The organism is Martinezella rhizogenes (assembly GCF_000799715.1).
In the GTDB taxonomy this organism is placed as follows: Bacteria; Pseudomonadota; Alphaproteobacteria; order Rhizobiales; family Rhizobiaceae; genus Rhizobium; species Rhizobium rhizogenes_C.
This window is the reverse complement of record NZ_JUHG01000017.1, coordinates 58,338-81,183: the sequence shown is the minus strand read 5'-3', so window position 1 is coordinate 81,183 and position 22,846 is coordinate 58,338. Positions and strand designations below refer to the sequence as shown.

Here is a 22,846-nt window from a genome sequence, read left to right as displayed (position 1 = left end):
AAATTCCGGCGAGACCGCATTAAATTTCGGTAATATTCTTAAATTTTTGCAATAAAAACATGATCAATATTTAATTTGTAAAACACAATTGGCGGATCATATTACTCATCAGCGCCAATTCTTGTTTATACTTTGCATTCCTCAGTAAAATCTGGAGGCAGAGGCTCCCGAAAGGAGTTGGCGTTCACCCATTCGACGCCTGGTCCCTGACATGGACCCAAGACGCCATATCGCCAACGATCTCGTAAGGGACTTTTGCCATGTCATCTCTTCTTCGCAAACATCGAACCGCAGCCATTGTCGGCGCGGCCATCATCGTCGGCGCTGGCGCCCTGCCCTTCGCCTTCAACACTTCCACCGTTGCCTCCGCCGCAGAACCCAGCGGCATCATCGCGCCCGGCGGCTCCTTCGCGCCAATCGTCGACGCCGACAAGCCGGCCGTCGTCACCGTCACCACGACGATGAAGGCGACCGACAACAGCGCGGATACGAGCAACTCGCCAATGGACGAGCAGTTCCGCCAGTTCTTCGAGAACCAGGGCATTCCGTTCCCGAAGCAGGCACCGCAGCAGCAACAGGCCCAACGCGCCATGGCGCTCGGCTCCGGCTTCGTCATCAGCCCGGATGGCGTGATCGTCACCAACAATCACGTCATTCAGAACGCCACCGACATCAAGGTGACGCTCGATGACGGTACCGAGCTGCCGGCCAAGCTCCTCGGCGCCGACGCCAAGTCCGATCTTGCCGTTCTGAAAATCCAGGCTCCCAAGCCGCTCGCCACCGTCGCCTGGGGCGATTCCGACAGACTGAAGCTCGGCGATCAGATTCTCGCGATCGGTAACCCGTTCGGCATCGGCACGACGGTCACCGCCGGCATCGTCTCGGCTCGTGGTCGCGACCTGCACAGCGGCCCCTATGACGACTTCATCCAGATCGACGCACCGATCAACCACGGCAATTCCGGTGGTCCGCTGGTCGACCGCGAGGGCAACGTCGTCGGTATCAACACCGCCATCTATTCGCCGAACGGCGGCAGCGTCGGCGTCGGTTTCGCCATTCCGTCCGACGAAGCCAAGGCGATCGTCGCCAAGCTGGAGAAGAACGGCTCGATCGATCACGGCTATCTCGGCGTCGCTATTCAGCCGGTCACCTCCGATATCGCCAATGCCGTCGGCCTGTCGCAGGCAGGGGGCGCCCTGGTCGCCGGTGTCAACGACGACACTCCGGCCGCTCGTGCCGGCATCAAGACCGGCGACATCGTCACGGCCGTCAATAATGAGGCCGTAAAGACGCCGAAGGATCTGTCGCGTCTGGTCGCCGATCTTTCGCCTGGCGACAAGCGCTCGCTGACCGTCTGGCGCGATGGCAAGAGCATGGACGTCAATGTCACCATCGGCGGCAATGACGACAGCAAGCAGGCCGCCAACGACAGTGGTGACAGCAAGGTCCAACCCTCCAACCAGCCGAGCATCGGCGTCGGCCTCGCCAACCTGACCCCTGATCTGCGCGAGCAGCTGAAGCTGCCCCACAGCGTCCAGGGCGCCGTCGTCGCCAGCGTCAATCCGGATAAGTCGGCCGCTGCCGCCGGTATCCAGGCCGGCGATGTCATCGTCTCAGTCAACGACCAGCCGGTCCATAGCGCCCACGATGTTCAGAGCGCGGTTGCTGAGGCCGGCAAGGCGGGCCGCAAGTCCGTCCTGCTGCTGATCGAACGCGGCGGCGATAAGACATTCGTAGCCGTGCCGTTCTCGGCCGCCTAAACCCCGAGCAAGTCATCGATAGCCCCGCTTCTGGCAACGGAAGCGGGGCTAGATCTTTTCTGGAACCATCGATAGCGATGGGCAATCATTTCCACAGAAGACATGTTTCCGCCTCACAGCCTGATCTTTTTGTCCAAACTCTGCCTTGGTGATGATAAAGAAGGAAGAAAGTGGCGGATATCACCCGCCGGCCGGCGGAGTCATGTTCTACCGGCGACATCGGTGGCATAAGGGCTTCAGGACTTTGGTCGGGGCTGAGCGGCAGCAGGAGTTGGAGTGACCGATCCATACGACATTCTCGGCGTCGGGCGCGATGCGAGCGACGAGCAGATCAAGACGGCCTATCGCAAGCGGGCGAAAGGGGCACATCCCGATTCCGGCGGCGATGCCGAGGCCTTCGGGCGACTGAAGAAGGCCCATGAGCTGCTTCTGGACCCCGTCCGCCGCAAGGTCTTCGACGATACCGGCTACGATGTCGAGCTGACCGACGCCGTCGATCTGCAGGCGCTGGTCGCTATCGAGAAGCTGATCACCGACATGGTTCTGGACGAGCGCGAACCGGGAACCTTCGATCCGGTCGCCCATATGCGCGCCAACCTTCTCGAAGAAATCCGCAAGGCAAACTTCAGCAAGAGCGAGCTGGAACGCCATTCCGACCGCATCCGCCTGCATCTGGATCGCCTTGGCAAACGTCCCGGCAAGGATGTCGTCGGCCATATGCTGCGTGCCCGCATCAAGGCCATCGCTACGGCGATCGGCGAAACGGATGCCAAGATCGGCGCCACCGAGCGCGCCTGCGATATGCTCGACGGCTATCTCTATGTGATGGACACGCCGATGCTTGAGGACGAGGAGAACACACCAGAAATCGAATGGGATGAGGCGACCGAGGCCCGTTCCGCCGCCCAGTAATCTTCCCAGGCGATATGCCTCCTCCGAAGCCGGAACTTTCGACCGGCAATCGGGTTTTCCTTACGCGCTGTTGTCGAAATTCGACGGCGCCGTGCGACCAGCATCAGCGTAACGGATCACACAGGGAGGATATCATGATCAACGAAGACGGTTATGTGCCGGCAGCAGAGCTGGCGCAAAGAAACGGCGTGCGATTTCCCAACGAGAGCCTTGAATACCGGCAGGCACGTGACGCGCTGCTCGCCGAGGAAATCGAGCTTCGCCGCCATATCGAGCGCGTCGCGGCGCAACGGCGGGCGCTGCCGCCGGGCGGGATCGTGAAGAAGCACTATCAGTTCATCAGCCCCGATGGCCCCCTCGACTTTGCCGATCTGTTCGACGACAAGGATAGCCTGCTGGTCTACAGCTTCATGTTCGGCCCGGAGCGGACGCGGCCCTGCCCGATGTGCACATGCATGCTTTCGGCGCTGGAGGGAGAGATCCTCGATATCGAGCAGCGGATGGCCATCGCCATCGTGGCGCGGTCGCCGATCGACAGGCTGATGGATTTCAAGCGGGAGCGCGGCTGGCGCAACTTGCCGCTCTATTCCGACCCGACCGGTGAGTATAGCCGCGACTATCGCGCACTCGGCCCGGGCGGCAGCGACGATGCCGCCGTCAATGTCTTCACGCGACGGGACGGAACCATCCGGCATTTCTGGGGTGAAGAAATGGGTCCGGTGACGGCCGATCCAGGTCAGGATCCGCGCGGCGCCCCAGACCTCATGCCGCTGTGGACGATCCTCGACATGACGCCCGAAGGTCGGGCAAGGGATTGGTATCCAAAGCTTTCCTACGGACGCGCGTGACGTTCGCAAGCCGTTCGTCGGCCAAGCCACTTGACCGACGAATGATACGATGAAGGCTGCCTGAGGGGATGACAGCGGTGGGTGCGTCGAGTATAAAATTGACGCGACTCATGAAGGAGGCTCGTTAGATGAGAAATTTCGGCACCCATAAACGCTGAACAGCGATGCCGGATGTGGACTGCTGTTCGGTCCGTTCTTGTCTAACCTTATCGTCTCCCATGCCCATGGAGGGCATTCATGCTCCGTCGCTTCTTCTCCTATTATGCGCGTTACAAGACGCTGTTTTTCCTCGATTTCGGCTGCGCCGTGGTCGCCGGCCTGCTTGAGCTGGGCTTTCCGCTGGCGGTCAAGCTCTTTGTCGATCAGCTGTTGCCGGGCCGTGACTGGGGACTGATCGCCGCTACCACCGTGGTACTGCTGATAGTCTACGCGTTGTCGACCGGCCTGTCGGCCATCGTCAACTACTGGGGCCATGCGCTCGGCATCTCGATCGAATCCGACATGCGCCGCCAGGCCTTCGAGCACATCCAGAAGCTTTCCTTCCGCTACTTCGACAACAACAAGACCGGGCATCTGATCACCCACGTCACCAAGGATCTCGAGGAAGTGGGCGAGATTGCCCATCATGGTCCCGAGGACCTGTTCATCGCCATCATGACCTTCATCGGCGCCTTCCTGCTGATGTTCTCGGTGCATTGGAAACTGGCGCTGCTGACGACGACCATCGTGCCCTTCATGACCTGGCTGGTCAGCCGCTACGGCGCCAAGATGACCATGAATTCGCGCAGCCTGTTCGGCAAGGTCGGCGAGTTCAACACCCGCATGCAGGAAACCGTCGGCGGCATTCGCGTGGTCAAGGCTTTTGCCAACGAGGCTTACGAAAGCCAGCTCTTCGCCGGCCATAACGAGGACTACAAGGCCACCAAGCTGGACGGCTACGCCTATATGACGGCAAGCATAGCGCTGAGTTATTTCAGCACGCGCCTGGTACAGCTCGTCGTCATGATGGCCGGAACCTGGTTCGTCATATCGGGAGAGCTGAGCTATGGCGGCTTCATCAGCTTCCTGCTTCTGATCAACGTTTTCTTCCGCCCGATCGACAAGATCACCTCGGTGATCGAAACCTACCCCAAGGGTATCGCCGGCTTCAAGCGCTTCCTGTCGTTGATCGACACACAGCCGGACCTTGCCGACCGCCCGAACGCGATTGCGGTCGATCACCTCAAGGGCGATATCGCCTACAAGGATGTCAGCTTCGGCTATTCAGCTCAGGGCGTGATCTTCGAGGGCTTGAACCTGACGATTGCGCCCGGCGAGACAGTCGCCTTCGTCGGCGCTTCTGGAACGGGCAAGACGACCATCTGCTCGCTGCTGCCGCGTTTCTACGACGTAACTGGCGGCGGCATCACCATCGACGGCATCGACATCCGCGACATGACGCAGGCTTCCCTGCGCAGCCAGATCGGCATCGTGCAGCAGGATGTGTTCCTGTTCGGATCGACCATTCGCGAAAACATCGCCTATGGACGGCTCGGCGCGAACGATGAGGAGATCATGGAGGCACTGCGCCGCGCGTCGCTCGACGAGTTCGTGTTATCCCTGCCGGATGGGCTAGACACGCCGACCGGCGAACGCGGCGTGAAGCTATCCGGCGGCCAAAAGCAGCGCCTCGCCATCGCCCGCATCTTCCTGAAGAACCCGCCGATCCTGATCCTCGACGAGGCGACCTCGGCGCTCGACACGGCAACCGAATATGCCATCCAGCAGGCGCTGGCCGACCTGTCGACGGGACGCACGACCCTGGTAGTGGCACACCGGCTCGCCACCATCCGCAACGCCGACCGCATCATCGTCATGGGACCGAACGGCATCGTCGAGCAAGGCACACACGCCGAACTTCTGGTCCGCGACGGCGCCTATGCCCGCCTGCACAACGCCCAGTTCGGAGCCTTGGTATAAGGGCGCAACGAGGGTGTTCCGCCTTCTCGATAGGGCAGAACACGGCGCGCCTGCTCGCCCGACCGAAGGGGAGAGCGCCGCGTCCGTAAATTTCGCAACAAATGAGAACACAACGCAAAAGACGGATGCGTATCATCCTTCCGGCTAACGGCATCTCGATAACAAGAGTTTGCACATGTCAGGAATGGACAAAGGATATGCCAATGAAGATCGCCTTCATCGCGCTGGGTTTGACAGCAGTCATGACGATGGGCCTCATCACGCCCGCGGTCGCTCAAGTCGTTATCTATAACGATCAGTCACCGGACGCCGATTCCGACCAGGGCGAAGGCCAGACCGAGGCCAATTTCCTTCACGCCTGGAACCGCCATCACGACTCGTCCAACCGTTGGGGAGAGTCGCGCGGCAACTACGGTCCGAACGATGTCATCCGTCTTTTGGAGCGACGCGGTTATAGAGTAAGAGACGTCAATGACGTGGGCGAGCGTTTTTTGGTCAGGGCAACGCGCGACGGTGACAAGCTCCTGGTGAGCGTGTCCCGGAGAGGCGAAATCATGGGTGTCGTCCACGATCGCGAGTATTGATACCAAGCAGATGCTGCTGCCGCAGCAAAGCACTACGGCGGCAGAAATCCTAAGAACGGCAAAAGTAACGCGTAGCCGTTACATCTTCTTCAGCTTCCAGCTTCTGACCTCGAAGGGCAGGATATCCGGGCCGGCGTCACGCTTGGCAGGTTCTTCCATCAGACTGACCGCCTCGGCGACATGCCAGCCACTTGTGGGCTTGATGTTCAATCCGCCGCGCCGACCGGCCGGCTCGTAGACGCGCAGCACAAGCCCATCCCCTTCTTCAGCCGGCTTGACGGCAGACAGCGCGACCGGCGTGCCCGTTATCGTGACCAGAGCAAGCGTCGTTCCCGCAAGATTGGCGGCAGTGGTCACCACTAGCGGCTGGTTCAGATCGTCCGCCTCCTCGCGCACGCCGCCGGAATGCCACGCGCCTGCATGCGGTAGCAGCGCATAGGTAAATTGCTGCTCGCCTTCATCCGCCAGCGGATCAGGATAGATCGGCCCGCGCACGAGACTGATGCCAAGCACGTTGCCACGGGCGCTATGGCCGTATTTGGCGTCGTTCAACAGTGCAACACCGAAATCCGGCTCGCTCAGATCGACGAAGCGATGGGCAACCGCTTCGAACATTGCCGCGTCCCAGCTCGTGTTGGTGTGCGTCGGGCGGCTGACGACGCCGTAAGCGCATTCGAAGGTCGCCGTGCGAGCCCGCACCGCGACCGGATTGAGTGCGCGCAAGAAAGTGCGACGATCATGCCAATCGATATGGGTCTCGATATCCAGTCGCCTGGCATTGGCGCTCAGCACATAATGCTGCACGACGCTGGAATCGCGGTAGCGATGGACGACCTTGATTGCGGCCCGATGCGGGCCGCTTTCGACAAGCTCGATGCTCTCGGGCCTGTCGAGGCGGACGCCCTTTTCCGGATAATCGGCGTCGATATCCCAGGCATCCCAATTGCGCGGCTTGTCGACGGGGTAGATCCAGAGCTGGTTAGCCGGCTCGGCCAGCGCCTCACGGCCGGTGGCCTTGTGCACGAGGCTGTGGACCGCGCCATCCGCGCCGAGGACGACGACCAGATGCTCGTTTTCCAGCCGGTTCGCGTCGGCGCGCAAGCCGCCAGCCGGCTTTAGCGCGGCACGATCCAGCACTTGAACGGAGAGCGGCGCGATGATATCGCCGGTGGACAGAACGGTGCCATCGGCGAGCGTGGCGCGCAGAGGCCGCGCATCCAGCGACGGATTGGCGACGACCAGCGCATCCACGATACCGCCCTTCGGCAGGACCGCCACGGCAGCATCCATGGCCTGCTTTTGAGCCGCCTTGGCGTGCTCGATAACCTCGGAAAGCTCGCGCTCGGCATCCTGATAGACCTCCCGGATGCTCGATCCCGGCAGGATATCGTGGAACTCGTTCTTCAGCGTCACGCGCCAATCCGCCTCGAGGCTACGCGGAGCTTCGGCTCCGGCCAGATGAGCGACCGAGCCCAGGGTTTCAGCGGTGATCAGCGCCCGCTCGGCCCTGCGATGCAGCCGCTTGACGCCGCTCTGGCTGGTGAGCGTCGCGCGGTGCAGCTCGAGATAGATCTCGCCCGACCAGGCCGGCAGCTGCTTTTCCCTGGCCGTACGGTGGGCGCTGGTGAAGAAATCGGCGACCTTGCCCCAGCGCGCCTTCGGAATGGCCGGGAAGTCGCGTAGTTGCACCTCGCGCTCCACCATCTCCGGCGTCACGCCGCCGCCGCCGTCGCCATAACCAACCGCCAGCAGCGATGTGTCATGCAGCGTCTTGGCGCGGAAGTTCTTCCACGTCGGCAGATAGCAATCCGGCCGCACGAAACCGTTATAGCCTTCCATGGGATTGTCGAAGACATGCGCGAGCACGCGGCTGCCGTCGAGCCCTTCCCACCAAAAGAGGTCATAGGGAAACTTGTTGGTCTCGCTCCAATTGACCTTGATGGTGAAGAAGCTCTCGATACCGCCCTGGCGCAGCAATTGTGGCAGGGCGCCGGAGAAGCCGAAGCAATCCGGCAACCAGCAGACCTTGTGCCGCGCACCAAAAGTCTTCTCGAAATAGCGCTGGCCGTAGAGAATCTGCCGTACCAGGCTTTCGCCCGTCGGCATGTTCGTGTCCGGCTCGACCCACATGCCGCCGATCACTTCCCAGGTACCGTCGGCGACCTTCTCCTTGATCCGCGTCAACAGAGCAGGATCATCGGCCTCCATCTGCGCATAATAATGCGCCGTCGACTGGTTGAAGCGGAAATCGGGCGAGCGCTCCATCAGCGACAAAGCGGTATGGAAAGTGCGGCGCATCTTGCGGCGCGTCTCGTCATAGGGCCACAGCCAGGCGAGATCGATATGGGCGTGGCCGGTCAGCAGCAACTCGCCATTCTGCGGATAACGCTCCTGCAACGCCTTAAGGCGAGCAAGCAGCGCATCATGGGCGGCAACCACGGTCGCACGCTCGTCCTCCGACAGAGCCGCCGGGCTTTCGGCAAGTTCCGGCAATTCCCAGATCTTCTGCTGCTGAACGGCGTCCGCCGTGCGCGAGACATAGGGAGCGGTCGCGGACGGCCAATCGAGGCTGCGCAGAGCCGTCTCGGCGGCGTCGAGCATATGCGGCACGGCCTCATGCTCCGCCAGTGCTTCGATGGCCTCGACAATCTGCCGCAGCAGCAGATGCAGCCGGTGCACGGGAAGGTCCAGCCAGGCGAGCCGGGCCCGGTTCAGCTTCGGCTGCCGGTTCTGTTCGCCAAAGGGAAAGCGGGCGACGCTGTCGGTCGCAATCGAGAAACTACGGCCCTTCAGCGGAAATTCTTGATGATAGGGGTCGAGGCCGAAGCTCTCGTTTTCCCCATCCCCGAAGACTAGCGTGATCAGACTCTCACCGCCGAGATCAAGTTGCAGCCGCGTCTCCTCCAGCGGCCAGTCGGCGGGCACCGTCGCCTGCAAGGAGGCGAAATGCACCACGCCCTTGCGATGCGGCCAAGCCTGGCCGATAGCGATAGCTTCGCCCTCGAAGGTCCATCTGTCGATGCTACGCATGGCACGTTCGCGCCAATGGCTAAGTTCGGCGGTACGTACCTTGAGGCGGTCTAGGCGCTGGGCGATGGTGAGCGGCATGGCATGTCCTACATGGTTGATATCACGCCCAGATCGCGCTGGCGGCCGTGGCGTCGAGAATGAGACATTGCAAGGCAGGAAGGATGAGATTAGCCGTCCCGGTCGGGATCAGGCGCGCGTAAGCGGCAAAGGCAAATAAGGAGGGCCACTCAGATGATGTACCTCGGCCGGGGCCTTGATGGTGATGCTCATTCGACGGTCTCCTCCTCCTGCATGAAGCAGGCACAGACTACGGCGAAGACCTGCCCGATGACCAGTCTCAAAATGGAGGCAAAATTTTGGACTTGGCTCTCTGCACGGAGGTTAGGCGTGCATGAATGTGTGGCGGAGCAGTAAGCCCCGCCTCTAAAGTTCAGTGCCTTGGTATGCGCGGCAGGAAGATCGTGAACAGGCCCAGCAGCGGCAGATACGAGCAGATCATATAGACGAAGGGAATCCCATGCGTGTCGGCGAAATCGCCGAGGAGCGCGGCACCCAGCCCGCCCGCCCCGAAAGCGAAGCCGAAGAAAATGCCGCCGATCAGCCCGACCCGGCCGGGGATCAGCTCTTGAGCAAAAACGACGATCGCCGGGAATGCGGAGGCAAGCACCAGCCCGATCACCACCGTCAGGACGCAGGTCCAGAACAAGTCCGCATAGGGCATCAGCAGCGCAAATGGGATAACGCCGAGGATCGAGAACCAGATCACGAAGCGCGCTCCGAAACGGTCTCCGAACGTGCCGCCCAGGATCGTTCCGGTCGCGACGGAGCCGAGGAAGAGAAACAGCATCAGCTGCGCGTCGCGCACGTCGAGATGGAACTTGTCGATGACGTAGAAGGTGAAATAGCTGGATATGCTCGCCATGTAGACGTTCTTCGTCGCCGTCAGCAGGATCAGGATCGCCAGCGCCCAGATCGCCTTGTTACGCGCGATCGGCAAGGCGCGGCTGGCGGCAGGACGTGCTGCATGCTGGCGGCGATGATTGACGTACCAGGTGCCGACCCAGCTCAGGACGATAAAGCCGATGACCGCCAGGATCGAAAGCCAGGCCACGCTTTTCTGACCATGCTGGAGCACGAAGAAGGCGGCGATCAGTGGCCCGATGGCCGAGCCGGCATTGCCGCCGAGCTGGAAGAACGACTGCGCCAGGCCATGACGTCCGCCGGACGCCAGCCGTGCCACGCGCGAGGCTTCCGGATGGAACACCGCCGAGCCGAAGCCGATGAGGCTGGCGGCAACCAGCAGCATGCCGAAACTGCCGGCGTAGCCGAGCATGATGAGCCCCAGGAACGTGCTGATCATTCCGACCGGCAAGGAATAGGGCATCGGCCATTTGTCGGTGACGATGCCCACCACCGGCTGCAGCAGCGACGCCGTGATCTGGAACATCATCGTCAGGAGCCCGATCTGGACGAAATCGAGCGCGTAGTTTTCCCGGAACATCGGGTAGAGCGATGTCAGCAGCGACTGCATGATGTCGTTCAGGAGATGGCAGCCGCTGACGGCCATCACGATCGATATTGTCGTCTTCTGAAATCGGGCCTGCGTGCCCGAAAATTCCGCAACCATTGAGGATTCCTTCCTGAGCCGGCCGGTTCGTTTCAGCCGTGCTGTTTGACTAGCCTTTTACACGGCTTGCGGATGACCTTCTTTCGTGTTTTGGTCCACTTCTTTCGCGATCGGGCCAAAATGAAAAAACTCTCTCAACAATTGCTGGCAACCGTCGACAACAACCATGAGCAAAACATGCACTGGACGGAGGAATCGAATGCGGACGTCCTCGTCCACAGTTCCGAGCCGCGGCAGGGCTATACCGTACCGTGGCATCATCATCGTCGCTCGCAATTGCTCTGCGTTTTCGCCGGTGTCATCTTGATCCTGACGACCCGCGGCCGGTGGATGGTGCCGCCCGGCCATGCCTTGTTCATTCCGGCCGGCCTGGAACACTCCGTCGAAATGCTGAGCGATGTCAGCATGAAATCGGTCTATGTGATGCCGCGTGATCCTGGACCACCCGACGAAGCGCCTCGTGTCGTCGAAGTGACGGATCTTGCCCGCAGCCTCTTGCTCGAAGCGATCCGGCTGCGGGAGGCGCCGATCGAAAATCGCAAGGCCGCACTGGTCCTTTCCCTCCTGCTCGAAGAGATTTCGACGCTTGAGGAACGCCCGCTGGGCCTTCCCTTTCCTTCCGACCGTCGACTGGCGGTACTCTGCCGCGCCTATCTCGCAAACCCGGCGCCGAATGCCCGCCTGGATGACTGGGCCGAGAAGCTGGCAATGAGCCGCCGGACCTTCACCCGGCAATTCCGCAAGGAAACCGGCATCAGCTTTACCACCTGGCGGCAGCAGGCGAGCGTTTTTGCCTGCCTGCCCCAGCTCGCGGAAGGCCAGCCGGTCACCAACGTCGCGTTGGAAGCCGGCTATGAAAGCGCCGCAGCCTTCACCACCATGTTCCGGCGCATGCTCGGAACCTCGCCACGCACCTATATGGTCAACCGCTGGTCTTTCGACCGGGCGTGAGCATCGCAGGCTTTGCTCTGCCTTAAGGGAATATGCACGGATGAAAAGCAAAGGGCGCTCGACCCATTACTGGGGAGCGCCCTCGCTGTTACCCTGGACAGCAGACACCGACTCGGCCTCGAAAGGTCGGCCCGGCAGGCTATCGATACAGGTGATGGTCCGCAGATAATGCGGCATTTAACGGTTTGCAAGGGTCAATCTGAAGAAAGCCATTCACCATTGGCGATTTCGGCGAGCGGTCTGCGATGCAACGGCCGCCAAACCTCGCCCCAAGCGCTCAACCCAAGTCTTTTCGCGAGTACGACTGGGGCCGCCGCCGCACACAATTTTCTGCTGCATATGGCGAATCCATAGACAAAACCTATCGAATTTTTCGGATTTATCTATTTTGTTTATTGCGGCGCACGCACTATGTTGCGACGCGAAACTCCTCCTGTCCAAACAACACAAGGCTACCATGTCCGTTCTCAATACCGCCGTTAAGCCGTTCAAAGCCCAGGCCTTCAAGCAGGGCAAGTTCATCGAGGTCACCGAAGCTGACATCGCCGGCAAATGGGCGGTCTTCTTTTTCTATCCGGCCGATTTCACTTTCGTTTGCCCGACCGAACTCGGCGACGTCGCGGATAACTATGCCGAGTTGCAGCGTCTTGGCGTCGACGTCTATTCCGTTTCGACCGACACGCATTTCACCCATAAGGCCTGGCACGACAGCTCCGAAACCATCGGCAAGATCCAGTATGCGATGATCGGCGATCCCACCGGCACCGTTACGCGTAACTTCGACGTCATGCGTGAAGCCGAAGGCCTTGCCGATCGCGGCACCTTCGTCGTCGACCCCGACGGCGTCGTCCAGGCCGTGGAAATCACCGCCGAAGGCATCGGCCGCAACGCTGCCGACCTGCTGCGCCGGATCAAGGCTGCCCAGTACGTCCGCGCTCATCCCGGCGAAGTTTGCCCGGCAAAGTGGGAAGAAGGCGATAAGACCCTGGCTCCTTCGCTGCACCTCGTCGGCAAGATCTGATTTCGGCTTCGGCCACACCTTCCCCAAAAACGGGGAAGGCCTCCCACGCACAATTAAGACTGATGGCGACTTTGTTCCGCCGGACAGGTCGTCCCAATTTTCCTTCCGAACCGGAGACATATCGATGCTTGACGACGCACTGAAAAGCCAGCTCAAGGCCTATCTGGAAAAAGTCGTACGGCCGATAGAGATCCGCGCCAATGTCGATGAGAGCGCGAAGTCGAAGGAGATGGTGGCGCTTCTCGAAGACATTACCGGCCTCTCCGACAAGATCACCCTCACCCAGGAGCGTGACGCCGGCGAACGAGCCCCCTCATTCGCGCTCACCAGCCCGGGGCATGATATCGACCTGCGTTTCGCCGGCATTCCGCTCGGCCACGAATTCACCTCGCTCGTCCTCGCCCTTTTGCAGACCGGCGGACATCCGCCGCGCGTCGAACAGGCCATCCTGGACCAGATCCGCGATCTTGACGGCGAATTCCGCTTCGAAACCTATTTCTCGCTGTCGTGCCAGAATTGCCCTGATGTCGTCCAGGCGCTCAACCTGATGTCGATCCTCAATCCGAAGATCAGCCATGTCGCCGTCGACGGCGGCGTGTTCCCGCAGGAAGTTGCGGACCGGCAGGTCATGTCGGTTCCCACGGTCTATCTGAATGGCGAGATTTTCGGCCAGGGCCGGATGGAAGTCGAGCAGATTATCGCCAAGCTCGATACAGGCGCTGCAAAGCGCACCGCCGAAAAGCTCGCCGATCTCGAACCCTTTGACGTGCTGGTGGTGGGCGGTGGCCCTGCTGGCGCCGCGTCGGCGATCTATGCCGCTCGCAAGGGCATCCGCACCGGTGTCGTCGCTGAACGCTTCGGCGGCCAGGTGCTCGATACCATGGCGATCGAGAACTTCATTTCGGTTCCGCACACTGAAGGACCAGCCTTTGCCAGCGCTCTCGAGGCGCATGTGAAGGACTACCCCGTCGAGATCATGAACCTGCAGCGGGCTGAAAAACTGACGCCGAAGGGCGACCTGTTCGAGGTCGAGCTTGCCAGCGGCGCGACGCTGAAATCCCGCACGCTGATCCTGTCCACCGGCGCGCGCTGGCGGCAGATGGGCGTTCCCGGCGAGGAACAATATCGCAATAAGGGCGTCGCCTATTGCCCGCATTGCGATGGTCCTCTCTTCAAGGGCAAGGATGTGGCCGTGATCGGCGGCGGCAACTCCGGCGTCGAGGCGGCGATCGATCTCGCCGGCATCGTCAAGCACGTCACGCTCATCGAATTCGACAGCAAGCTGCGCGCCGACGATGTGTTGCAGCGCAAGCTGCGCAGCCTTTCCAACGTCCGGATCATCCTGTCGGCCAAGAGCACGGAAGTGCTGGGCGATGGCAGCAAAGTCATCGGGCTCGTCTACGAGGACCGCAACAAGGACGAGAAGCACACGCTGGCTCTGGACGGCATTTTCGTGCAGATCGGCCTACTGCCCAATACGGAATGGCTGAAAGGCGCCATCACGCTTTCTCCCCGTGGCGAGATCGTCGTCGATCATCACGGTCAGACGTCGCTGCCCGGCGTCTTTGCCGCCGGTGATTGCACGACGGTTCCCTACAAGCAGATCGTCATTGCCGTGGGTGAAGGCGCCAAGGCATCGCTCGCTGCTTTCGACCACCTCATCCGCACCTCCGCTCCGAGCGAAGAGGAGGCCAAGGCCGCCTAAGCGGCAAGGCATTCCATGACACTCAGAGAACTGGAATATCTCGTCGCGCTGGCCAAATATCGCCATTTCGGCCGCGCGGCCGAGGCCTGCCTGGTCAGCCAGCCGACATTGTCGGCGCAGATCAAGAAGCTCGAGGCGGAACTCGGCACGCCGTTGGTGGAGCGCGACTCGCGCTCCGTCATGCTGACGACGTTCGGCAAGGATGCGGCCGAACGGGCAAAGCGGATCCTCGTCGATGTCCAGCAATTGAAGAATGCCGCGCTGCTGAACCAGAACCAGGAGCTCGGAACACTTCGTCTCGGTGCCTTCCCGACGCTCGGCCCCTATTTCCTGCCGCATGTGGTGCCGCAGGTGCATGAACGCTTTCCACAACTGGAAATTCTTCTGAGCGAAGAGAAAAGCGGCGTGCTCTTGTCGCGCCTGCGGAGCGGCGAGCTTGATGCCGCACTTCTGGCGATGCCGGTCGAGAGCGATCAGCTGCAGGTGGAATTCCTGTTCGAGGAACCGTTCCTGCTCGCCGTGCCGAAGAAGCACCCGCTGGTCGGCAGGGCGAGCATCTGCATGGAAGATCTCTCGCGTTACGATCTGATGCTTCTCGAGGAAGGGCATTGCCTGCGCGAACACGCGCTCGACGTCTGCCGGCTCTCCGGCGCCGGACAGAAATCCTCCTTCCAGGCCACAAGCCTGGAAACGCTACGCCTTATGGTCGGCGCAAACGTCGGCATCACCCTGCTACCCGCGCTGGCGACCATCGGCCCGATCATGTCGTCGGACCAGATCCGTCTCCTGAAATTCAGCGACGGCAATTCGAAGCGCCGCATCGGCCTATGCTGGCGCAGAAGCGCGCCGACAGGCCCGCTTCTGAAGCAACTAGCGGAAATGTTTCGAACAACGGCGCAACAATTACTTCACGACAGACCACACGCCCAGGGCCCTGTGAAGGCCTAGCAGGGCGCCACGTCAGCTGGCACCGGCCCTCGCCTTGAAAGCGGCGAGAATGCGCGCCGCCACCAGCACCTCGGTACCGCTGAGGCCGGCCGAGCAGAACAATGTCGTCTGGTCGGGCGTCTGGCGGGCGATCACCTTGCCGCTGACGATTGCCGCCAAGTCGATCAGGCGCTCGGCGCTCGGTGAGCCATCCAAGAAGAACGGCGCCTTATAGGCCCTCACCTGTTCTGGGGAATCGGTTGCGACGAGGTCGGCGGCGGCGGCCACGTCCAGGCCCAGTTCGTGTTCGTCCACGCTCTTGGGTCCGACGGTATTGACGTGAACTCCGGGCTTCAGCCAGCTTGCTTCAATCACCGGGGTGAGGCTGGTCGTGGCGCAGATCACAATGTCGGCTTCGCTCACCGCGCGACGCGGCGTGTCCACCGGCTCGACCGGAATGCCCAGGCGTTGCTCCATCTCCAGTGCGAAAACATAGCGCCGTCGCTCGCTGCGGCTATAGACCCTGACATGGGTCAGGTCGCGAACAAGCGCCGCCGCTTCCAATTGCGTGCGTGCTTGCTGGCCGCTGCCGATAATGCCGACCGTCCTGGCATCGGGGGACGACATATAGCGAATGGCAATGCCGCCGATCGCGCCGGTGCGGATCGCTCCCAGTCGGGTGCCGATGATGAGGCCCTGAAGCTCCGCCGTTTCGGTCGACCAGACAGCGACGATCTGTTCGTGGCGAGGCCCCGTGAATGTGTCATAGACCCTGAAGCCGGCAATCGAAGCATCATCGAGCGTTCCACCGATCGTAAAGATCAGGTCTCCTTTCCCGTCAAAGGAAACATTGTGCCGCGGCGGCGAAACCAGATCCCCCGCGGATCGGGCAAGGATTGCCTCCTCGATCGCCTCGATGGCAAGCCGCATGACCGGCAGCTCTTCCAGATCACTATCACCCAGAATGATCGCCATCGGCCCCTCCATCGCTAGCGAATGAATGCACTCTCACACCTCAACCCAGGTTGAGGTCAACAGGAATTTTCGCGCAGGCACGCCACGAAATTTCTTTGATCCAAAAGCTCCCGACGAAGGGCTTTCGCCGATTCGTTTGTCTCAAATACGGCTTTTCCGAATGAGATCCGACCGCCGTCCATGGAACGACCACCTTTAGCCGACGAACATCATCATGCGGTCAGTCATGCTCCGACAGGAAGGCGGAGACGGTTGCCAGGCAAAGCTCCTTTTCCTCGACATGCGGCATATGGCTGGACTGGTCGAAGAGTACCCATCTGCAGCCGGCGACGCGGTCGACATAGGGCTTGACGACGTCTGGCGTCGCCTCGTCGTATTTTCCGGAGATCAGCAGCGTCGGCGCTTCGATCAAGGGCAGACGCTCCTCGATCGTCCAGTCCTTCATCGTGCCAATGACATGGAATTCCGTCGGGCCGTTCATGTTGCGATAGACGGTATTGTCCTCGTCCATGATCGCGAAGGTGCGCGCCACTTCCGGCGGCCAGGGAACGACGCGGCAGACATGCCGGTCATAGAAGACGCGGGAGGCCGCGATGTATTCAGGATCGGTGATGGTGCCGGCCTCTTCGTGTTTCAGAAGCGTATCCTGCACATCCCGAGGCAATTCGCGGCGGAGCCGATTGGCCTCGGAAACCCAGGTGTGCATGTTCGCCGGCGAATTGGCGATGACCAGCGCCTTCAGCCCCTTCGGCTGGCGCACCGCATGTTCGGCACCCAGCATACCGCCCCAGGACTGGCCGAGGAAAGCATAGCGATCCTGAATGCCGAGATGCTTCAGCAGCGCATCCAGCTCCTCCAGGAACAGTGCCGGCGTCCAGAAATCGGGACCTTTTTCCGGCAGTCGCGTGGAGTTGCCATTGCCGAGTTGATCGTAGTGAATGACGGCGCGGCCGTCGATCTCTGTGATGCCCTTGAAGCTATCAACATAATCATGCGTGCAGCCGGGGCCGCCATGGGCGACGACGAGAGGCAGCTTGCCGCTATCGAGCGATCCGGTGATGCGATACCAGGTCTGGTATTCGCGGAAGGGCAGGAAGGCTTCTTTCGATGCGACAGCGACCACGGGTTTCTCCATCTCTTTGGCAAGGACGGAGAAGCATAACGCGGCCTCAAGGCCTGCGGCAGCTATCAGAAGTTATAGGATGGCACGTTATCCAGAAGCCGGTAATGCGTGGCGCGCACCACTGCCTGCGTGCGGTTCTTGGCGCCGAGCTTCTTGGCCGCCGAATTCAGATGCATGACGACGGTCGGCACAGAGCGGTCGATGATGCGGGAAATTTCCTTGGCCGAAAGTCCCTCGGCCGAATGGCGCAGGCACTCCCGCTCCCGTTCCGTCAGCCGCATCTTGCCGACACTGCGCGCGCTTGAATCGAACAGCGCATAGGCGCTTTCGTGAAAGACATGTGCGAGCAGGCCAAAATCGGCGATGTAGCGCAGCGCATTGCGCTCGAAATCCTTGTTCGCGCCGAAGCGGATGCCGGTGACCGTCGCATAGTCGCCGCGCGGCATGTGCACCGGCACGGTGACGCCCGTCGACATGTCGCGTTCGTTGAGGTAGCGCGCGACCGGTTCGGTGCTCTCCCCCAGATAGCGGTTGATCGCCGTATTGGCCTCGACGTTGTAGTTCCAGAAGAACGGCGCCGAGGTGCGCAACGCCACCTGCTGTACCGGATCGATGCGGAAATAGCCGCGGTCGAACCAGTATTCGAGCATGTCATCGGAAATATTGCGCAGCTTCAGAAACGAAGGAACCATGATCTCGCCGTTGAGATCGAAGGGCACCGGCGTATAATCATAGATCAATGCTTCGAAACCGAGCTGTTGCATCGCTTCAAAAGCCTGGTCGATCCGTCCATCCAGCGTATCACGCGCTGTGAATTGGCGTCTGATCGTTCCGATTTCGTCAAGCATGGAGAACTCCGGCTTACATCCAAACTCCGACCCTATCACTTCTTATAGCTGGTGTGGATCGCGGTTTACGGTAAAAATTTAATCATGCCCAAATGTTGAGCAAGAAGAATATTTGCCGGAGTAAGCTGATGTGGCGCGAAATGCAGCCGGACGAGCGCATGGAAGTCGAAGTCGACGGGCATAAGGTCGTTGCCTATAGCTTCGGTTCCGGCGCGGAGACCGTCTTCTGCCTGAACGGCGGCCCCGGCCTTCCCTGCGACTATCTGCGCGAGGCGCATTCCTGCCTTGTCGACCACGGTTATCGCGTCGTTGCCTTCGACCAGCTCGGAACCGGCGCGTCCGACCGCCCGACGGATCCGGCGCTCTGGACGATCGGTCGCTATGTCGAGGAAACCGAAACCGTCCGCAAGGCGCTCGGCCTCGGCAAAGTCCACATGCTTGGCCATTCCTGGGGCGGGTGGTTGGCGATCGACTATGCGCTCACCTATCCGGAAAACCTTCGGACGCTGATCCTCGAGGACACCGTCGCCGACATGCCGCATCTGATTTTGGAACTGGAGCGGCTGCGCGCGGCACTCGGCCCGGAAACGGTGGCGATGATGCAGAAGCATGAAGCGCAAGGCACCTACGATCATCCGGAATATGTGGCCGCCGTGACGATCCTCAACTATCGCCATGTCTGCCGCCTGCCGGGATGGCCAGCACCGGTACGCCGTTCGCTCGACGACTGGAACATGGGACCTTACGCGACCATGCAGGGGCCGAACGAATTTCTCTATATCGGCAATCTCAAGGACTGGAACCGCATCCCCGACCTGCCGCGCATGACCGTGCCGACGCTGATCACGGTCGGCGAACATGACGAGCTGACACCGGCCTGCGCGCTGCGCATGAAGCTTGCCATTCCCAACGCGGAGTTGAAGGTGTTTGCGAACGCGAGCCACATGCCCTTCTATGAAAACCCCGGCGACTATTATCCCGCGCTTCTCGATTTCCTGGCGAGGCATAGGCAGGCATGATGCGACAGGAAGCGTTCAAAGACCGAAGAAGGCAAGGGAGCGAGCGTCACCATGCATCGCTATAGGTTCGTTCTCAGCCGCCCGCTGCAATTCCTGCCTGTCATTTTCGGCATCAGCGTCATCACCTTTATCCTTGTGCGCCTCATTCCCGGCGATCCCGCCCGCAACATTCTCGGCACGCGCGCGACGCCGACGGCGCTCGCCAATATCCGCGCGCAATACGGCCTCGATCAGCCGATCTGGCTACAATACTTCTACTTCCTGAAGAACCTCGCAAACGGCGAGATGGGCAAGTCCATCCTCTACAAGATCGATGTGCTGAAGCTGATTTCCACCCGTATCGAGCCGACCGTGGCGCTGGTCGTTGCCAGCGTCATCCTGTCGATCGTCATTGCCGTGCCGATGGCGGCGATTGCCGCCCGCAACAATGGCCGCGCGGCCGACCATATCGTGCGCGTTGTCTCCACCTTCGGTATCGGCTTTCCACCCTTCTGGCTCGGCCTGATGCTCATCATCTTCTTCAGCGTCAATCTCGGCGTGCTTCCAGTCTCCGGCTACGGCGAGACGCTTGGCGACAAGCTTTTGCATCTTATCCTGCCGAGCCTCACCATCGCGCTCTCGCTGTCGACGGTGCTGACCCGCAGCCTGCGCGCCGCGATGATCGAATCCCTGAAATCGGATGTGGCGACGGCGGCGCGGGCGCGTGGCATGCCGGAGAGCATCGTTTTCTGGCGGCATGTGGTGCCGAATTCGCTGGTGCCGACCATCAACCTGCTGGCGGTCAATATCGGTTGGCTAATCGGCGGCACCGTCGTCGTCGAAAGCGTCTTTGCGCTGCCTGGCATGGGCCAACTACTGGTGCGCGCCATCTTCTCGCGCGATTATATGGTGGTCCAGGGCGTCGCCATGGTCTTTGCCTGTGCCACCGTGCTCGTCAATTTCCTGGCCGACATCGTCACAGTCGCCGCCGATCCGAGGGTGACGATATGAGCCTCCAGGCAACCATTCCCGCTTCCATCGCTTGGCGCCATCTTCTCGGCAAGCGGCTGACCCTCGTCATCGGCGGCGGCATTCTCCTGTTCTTTCTGCTGGCGGCGCTCGGCGCTCCGTTGATCGCGCCTTATGATCCGATCCTGCAGAATGCCGACGTCCGCCTGCAGGCGCCATCTCTGCTGCACCCCTTCGGCACCGACAATTTCGGCCGCGATATCCTGTCCCGCGTCCTTTGGGGCACACGCATCGATCTGCAAATCGCGCTGATCGGCGTCGTCTTCCCCTTCCTGATTGGCACGACCATCGGCACCATCGCCGGCTTCTTCGGCGGCGTGATCGATGCGATCTTCATGCGGCTCGTCGACATCATCCTCGCATTCCCCTTCCTCGTGCTGATGCTGTCGATCATCGCCATTCTCGGGCCGGGGCTGAGCAGCTTCTATATCGCCATGGCGCTGGTCGGCTGGGTGTCCTATGCCCGCCTCATCCGCGCGCAGATGCTGGTGCTGAAGAACAGCGACTATGCGGTTGCCGCCGTCAGCCTCGGCTTCAGCCGCTTCCGCATCATGTTCCGCCATCTGCTGCCGAATGCCATCGCCGGCTCGATCGTCTTTTCCATGTCGGACGCCGTGCTCGTTCTGCTGAGCGGCGCCGCCGTCAGCTATCTCGGCCTCGGGGTGCAGCCGCCGCTGGCCGAATGGGGTGTGATGGTCGCCGAGGGCCAAAGCTTCATCACCACGGCCTGGTGGATCACGTTGTTTCCCGGCCTCTCCATCGTCTGCCTCGCCTTCGGATTCAGCATGCTTGGCGATGCGCTGGGCGAATTGCTGGGGGTGCATGAATGAGCGCCTCCGTCCTTTCCGTCCGCGATCTCACCGTCAAGGCGCATCTCGACAACGGCGAGCGCACACTGCTCGATACAGTCTCGCTGGACCTTGCCAAGGGAGAAATCCTCGGCCTTGTCGGCGAAAGCGGCTCCGGCAAGAGCTTGCTCTGCCGCTCGCTGATCCGCCTTCTGCCGTCCTCGCTGCTGAAGATCGAAGGCGGCAGCATCCTGCTTGAGGGTCGCGATCTGACGACAATCAGCGACGCCGACATGCTGAAGGTGCGCGGCGGCGAGATCGGCATGATCTTCCAGAACCCGACGAGCCATCTCGACCCGGTCATGCGGATCGGTAACCAGATCGCCGAGGGCATCCGCTATCATCAGGGTCTCAACGCCCGCGAGGCACGCGCTGCCGCCATCGAAATCCTCGGCCAGGTCGGCTTTCCCGATCCTATCAGGCAATATGAGAGCTATCCGCACGAATTCTCCGGCGGCATGCGCCAGCGCGCGATGATCGGCGTCGCCCTGTCTTGCAACCCGAAGATCCTGATCGCCGACGAGCCGACGACCGCGCTCGACGTCACCATCCAGGCGCAGATCCTCAAGCTCTTGATGGACATCCGCGACAAGCGTGGCCTTTCCATCATCCTCATTACCCACGATCTCGGCATCGTCGCCCAGACCTGCGACCGCATCGCCGTGATGCGCGGCGGCAAGCTGCTGGAGGACGGTCCGAAACGGACGCTCCTGTCGCAGCCGCGGCATCCCTACACGATCGACCTGATCAAGAGCCATCCGTCGATGCCGGACGAGACGGTATCCATCGCGAAGGCCGTGAAAACCGATACGCCCCCTAAACCCCTCCTCGAAATCGACGACCTACACGTCCGCTTCAATGTCGGCGGCGGCCTCTTCAAGGGCAGCGGCGCCAGAACGGTCAACGCCGTCTCGGGCGTCAGCCTGCGACTGATGCCCGGCGAGACGGTCGGGATCGTCGGCGAATCCGGCAGCGGCAAGAGCACGCTTGCCCGCGCCATCCTTGGCCTGACACCACTCTCCTCCGGCCACATCACCTTCGATGGCATCGACCTGGCTCAGCAAAGAAAGGCGGGCCTCACCAAGCTGCGGCGCGAGGCGGCCATGGTATTCCAGGACCCCTATAATGCGCTCAATCCGCGCCTGACGATCGGCGACATGCTCACCGAAGTGCTGAAGGTGCAGGGCAAGGTCGCATCCGCCGACATCCCCGCCCGCGTCGGCGAATTGCTCGATCTCGTCGGGCTGGAGCGCGAATTCGCCAAGCGCAAGCCGCGCAGCATGAGCGGCGGCCAATGCCAGCGCGCCGGCATCGCCCGCGCGCTCGCCGTCGATCCCCAACTCATCATCGCCGACGAATGCGTCGCCGCCCTCGACGTCACCATCCAGGCGCAGATCATCGAGCTCTTCCGCGAGCTGACGCGGAAGATGAACCTGACCCTACTCTTCATCGCTCATGATCTCGCCATCGTCCGCAATCTCTGCGAACGCACTGTCGTGATGTATCGCGGCGAGATCGTCGAGGAAGGCCCATCTGAGGAAGTCTTCGCGCGTCCGAAACACCCCTATACGGCCTCGCTCATCGCCGCCATTCCGGACATCGATCCGGACAAGCAGCTCTTTGCCGACACCGATCTTCGCGGCGAAAGCAACGTCGCCGAAATCCTGCCAATCAAACGCATGCCATAACAACCAAGGGAAC

General features: G+C 61.2%; 18 protein-coding genes. 13 read left to right on the top strand and 5 right to left on the bottom strand.

Annotated elements, in window-relative coordinates; translation table 11 throughout:
- Positions 1-260 precede the first annotated feature (260 nt).
- The 5 genes from EX00_RS24765 (at position 261) to EX00_RS24745 (ending at position 6,063) form a co-directional block, all read left to right on the top strand.
- Positions 261-1,760 carry a DegQ family serine endoprotease gene (locus EX00_RS24765; RefSeq protein WP_047464035.1) on the top strand — a complete coding sequence of 500 codons (1,500 nt, stop codon included), beginning with the start codon at positions 261-263 and terminating at the stop codon, positions 1,758-1,760.
- 276 nt (positions 1,761-2,036) lie between these two features.
- Complete coding sequence (locus EX00_RS24760; RefSeq protein ID WP_047464033.1) at positions 2,037-2,672, top strand: J domain-containing protein; 636 nt, start codon at positions 2,037-2,039, stop codon at positions 2,670-2,672.
- A 134-nt stretch (positions 2,673-2,806) separates the two neighbouring features.
- Positions 2,807-3,520: a DUF899 family protein gene (locus tag EX00_RS24755; RefSeq protein ID WP_047464031.1), complete on the top strand. Its 714-nt coding sequence runs from the start codon at positions 2,807-2,809 to the stop codon at positions 3,518-3,520.
- A gap of 237 nt (positions 3,521-3,757) precedes the next feature.
- Complete coding sequence (locus tag EX00_RS24750) at positions 3,758-5,479, top strand: ABC transporter ATP-binding protein (RefSeq protein WP_047464030.1); 1,722 nt, start codon at positions 3,758-3,760, stop codon at positions 5,477-5,479.
- 203 nt (positions 5,480-5,682) lie between these two features.
- Complete coding sequence (locus EX00_RS24745; protein WP_047464028.1) at positions 5,683-6,063, top strand: hypothetical protein; 381 nt, start codon at positions 5,683-5,685, stop codon at positions 6,061-6,063.
- A 78-nt stretch (positions 6,064-6,141) separates the two neighbouring features.
- On the opposite strand, the gene EX00_RS24740 is transcribed toward EX00_RS24745, so the two are convergent.
- Both EX00_RS24740 and EX00_RS24730 read right to left on the bottom strand, forming a co-directional pair.
- Positions 6,142-9,171 carry an alpha-mannosidase gene (locus EX00_RS24740; RefSeq protein WP_047464026.1) on the bottom strand — a complete coding sequence of 1,010 codons (3,030 nt, stop codon included), beginning with the start codon at positions 9,169-9,171 and terminating at the stop codon, positions 6,142-6,144.
- Positions 9,172-9,523: 352 nt separating this feature from the next.
- Positions 9,524-10,720 (bottom strand): MFS transporter, encoded by a 1,197-nt coding sequence (locus EX00_RS24730; RefSeq protein WP_047464022.1) that lies wholly within the window; start codon positions 10,718-10,720, stop codon positions 9,524-9,526.
- 120 nt (positions 10,721-10,840) lie between these two features.
- Between EX00_RS24730 and EX00_RS24725 the strand changes: the two genes are divergently transcribed.
- From EX00_RS24725 to EX00_RS24710, 4 genes are all read left to right on the top strand, one after another.
- Positions 10,841-11,671, top strand: coding sequence for an AraC family transcriptional regulator (locus EX00_RS24725; protein ID WP_047464481.1), 831 nt, complete (start codon positions 10,841-10,843; stop codon positions 11,669-11,671).
- 457 nt (positions 11,672-12,128) lie between these two features.
- A complete protein-coding gene (gene ahpC / locus EX00_RS24720; protein WP_047464019.1) occupies positions 12,129-12,692 on the top strand; it encodes an alkyl hydroperoxide reductase subunit C in 564 nt (187 codons plus the stop codon).
- A 124-nt stretch (positions 12,693-12,816) separates the two neighbouring features.
- Positions 12,817-14,397, top strand: coding sequence for an alkyl hydroperoxide reductase subunit F (ahpF, locus tag EX00_RS24715; RefSeq protein ID WP_047464017.1), 1,581 nt, complete (start codon positions 12,817-12,819; stop codon positions 14,395-14,397).
- 15 nt (positions 14,398-14,412) lie between these two features.
- A complete protein-coding gene (locus tag EX00_RS24710; protein WP_047464015.1) occupies positions 14,413-15,345 on the top strand; it encodes a LysR substrate-binding domain-containing protein in 933 nt (310 codons plus the stop codon).
- Between the two features lie 12 nt (positions 15,346-15,357).
- Here the strand turns inward: EX00_RS24710 and EX00_RS24705 are convergent, their stop codons facing one another.
- The 3 genes from EX00_RS24705 to EX00_RS24695 form a co-directional block, all read right to left on the bottom strand.
- Positions 15,358-16,299 (bottom strand): ornithine cyclodeaminase family protein, encoded by a 942-nt coding sequence (locus EX00_RS24705; RefSeq protein WP_047464013.1) that lies wholly within the window; start codon positions 16,297-16,299, stop codon positions 15,358-15,360.
- Positions 16,300-16,519: 220 nt separating this feature from the next.
- On the bottom strand, positions 16,520-17,434 hold the full coding sequence (locus tag EX00_RS24700) for a proline iminopeptidase-family hydrolase (RefSeq protein WP_047464011.1): 915 nt from the start codon (positions 17,432-17,434) through the stop codon (positions 16,520-16,522).
- 53 nt (positions 17,435-17,487) lie between these two features.
- Complete coding sequence (locus EX00_RS24695; protein WP_047464009.1) at positions 17,488-18,270, bottom strand: helix-turn-helix transcriptional regulator; 783 nt, start codon at positions 18,268-18,270, stop codon at positions 17,488-17,490.
- A gap of 128 nt (positions 18,271-18,398) precedes the next feature.
- Between EX00_RS24695 and EX00_RS24690 the strand changes: the two genes are divergently transcribed.
- From EX00_RS24690 to EX00_RS24675, 4 genes are read left to right on the top strand one after another with little or no spacing between them, the layout of a single operon-like run.
- Positions 18,399-19,289, top strand: coding sequence for a proline iminopeptidase-family hydrolase (locus EX00_RS24690; protein ID WP_047464007.1), 891 nt, complete (start codon positions 18,399-18,401; stop codon positions 19,287-19,289).
- Between the two features lie 51 nt (positions 19,290-19,340).
- The gene (locus EX00_RS24685) at positions 19,341-20,279 is read left to right on the top strand and encodes an ABC transporter permease (RefSeq protein ID WP_047464005.1); all 939 of its coding nucleotides are present in this window, start codon (positions 19,341-19,343) and stop codon (positions 20,277-20,279) included.
- Positions 20,276-21,127: an ABC transporter permease gene (locus tag EX00_RS24680; RefSeq protein WP_047464003.1), complete on the top strand. Its 852-nt coding sequence runs from the start codon at positions 20,276-20,278 to the stop codon at positions 21,125-21,127. The genes EX00_RS24685 and EX00_RS24680 overlap by 4 nt, the downstream gene beginning before the upstream one ends.
- On the top strand, positions 21,124-22,833 hold the full coding sequence (locus tag EX00_RS24675; RefSeq protein WP_047464001.1) for a dipeptide ABC transporter ATP-binding protein: 1,710 nt from the start codon (positions 21,124-21,126) through the stop codon (positions 22,831-22,833). Before EX00_RS24680 ends, EX00_RS24675 begins: the two co-directional genes overlap by 4 nt.
- Positions 22,834-22,846 lie beyond the last annotated feature (13 nt).

Coding starts and splice junctions, on each gene's coding strand:
- EX00_RS24765 (WP_047464035.1), top strand. CDS start 261: ATGTCATCTCTTCTTCGCAAACATCGAACCGCAGCCATTGTCGGCGCG.
- EX00_RS24755 (WP_047464031.1), top strand. CDS start 2,807: ATGATCAACGAAGACGGTTATGTGCCGGCAGCAGAGCTGGCGCAAAGA.
- EX00_RS24750 (WP_047464030.1), top strand. CDS start 3,758: ATGCTCCGTCGCTTCTTCTCCTATTATGCGCGTTACAAGACGCTGTTT.
- EX00_RS24745 (WP_047464028.1), top strand. CDS start 5,683: ATGAAGATCGCCTTCATCGCGCTGGGTTTGACAGCAGTCATGACGATG.
- EX00_RS24740 (WP_047464026.1), bottom strand. CDS start 9,171: ATGCCGCTCACCATCGCCCAGCGCCTAGACCGCCTCAAGGTACGTACC.
- EX00_RS24730 (WP_047464022.1), bottom strand. CDS start 10,720: ATGGTTGCGGAATTTTCGGGCACGCAGGCCCGATTTCAGAAGACGACA.
- EX00_RS24725 (WP_047464481.1), top strand. CDS start 10,841: ATGAAAAAACTCTCTCAACAATTGCTGGCAACCGTCGACAACAACCAT.
- ahpC (WP_047464019.1), top strand. CDS start 12,129: ATGTCCGTTCTCAATACCGCCGTTAAGCCGTTCAAAGCCCAGGCCTTC.
- ahpF (WP_047464017.1), top strand. CDS start 12,817: ATGCTTGACGACGCACTGAAAAGCCAGCTCAAGGCCTATCTGGAAAAA.
- EX00_RS24710 (WP_047464015.1), top strand. CDS start 14,413: ATGACACTCAGAGAACTGGAATATCTCGTCGCGCTGGCCAAATATCGC.
- EX00_RS24705 (WP_047464013.1), bottom strand. CDS start 16,299: ATGGCGATCATTCTGGGTGATAGTGATCTGGAAGAGCTGCCGGTCATG.
- EX00_RS24700 (WP_047464011.1), bottom strand. CDS start 17,434: ATGGAGAAACCCGTGGTCGCTGTCGCATCGAAAGAAGCCTTCCTGCCC.
- EX00_RS24695 (WP_047464009.1), bottom strand. CDS start 18,270: ATGCTTGACGAAATCGGAACGATCAGACGCCAATTCACAGCGCGTGAT.
- EX00_RS24690 (WP_047464007.1), top strand. CDS start 18,399: ATGTGGCGCGAAATGCAGCCGGACGAGCGCATGGAAGTCGAAGTCGAC.
- EX00_RS24685 (WP_047464005.1), top strand. CDS start 19,341: ATGCATCGCTATAGGTTCGTTCTCAGCCGCCCGCTGCAATTCCTGCCT.
- EX00_RS24680 (WP_047464003.1), top strand. CDS start 20,276: ATGAGCCTCCAGGCAACCATTCCCGCTTCCATCGCTTGGCGCCATCTT.
- EX00_RS24675 (WP_047464001.1), top strand. CDS start 21,124: ATGAGCGCCTCCGTCCTTTCCGTCCGCGATCTCACCGTCAAGGCGCAT.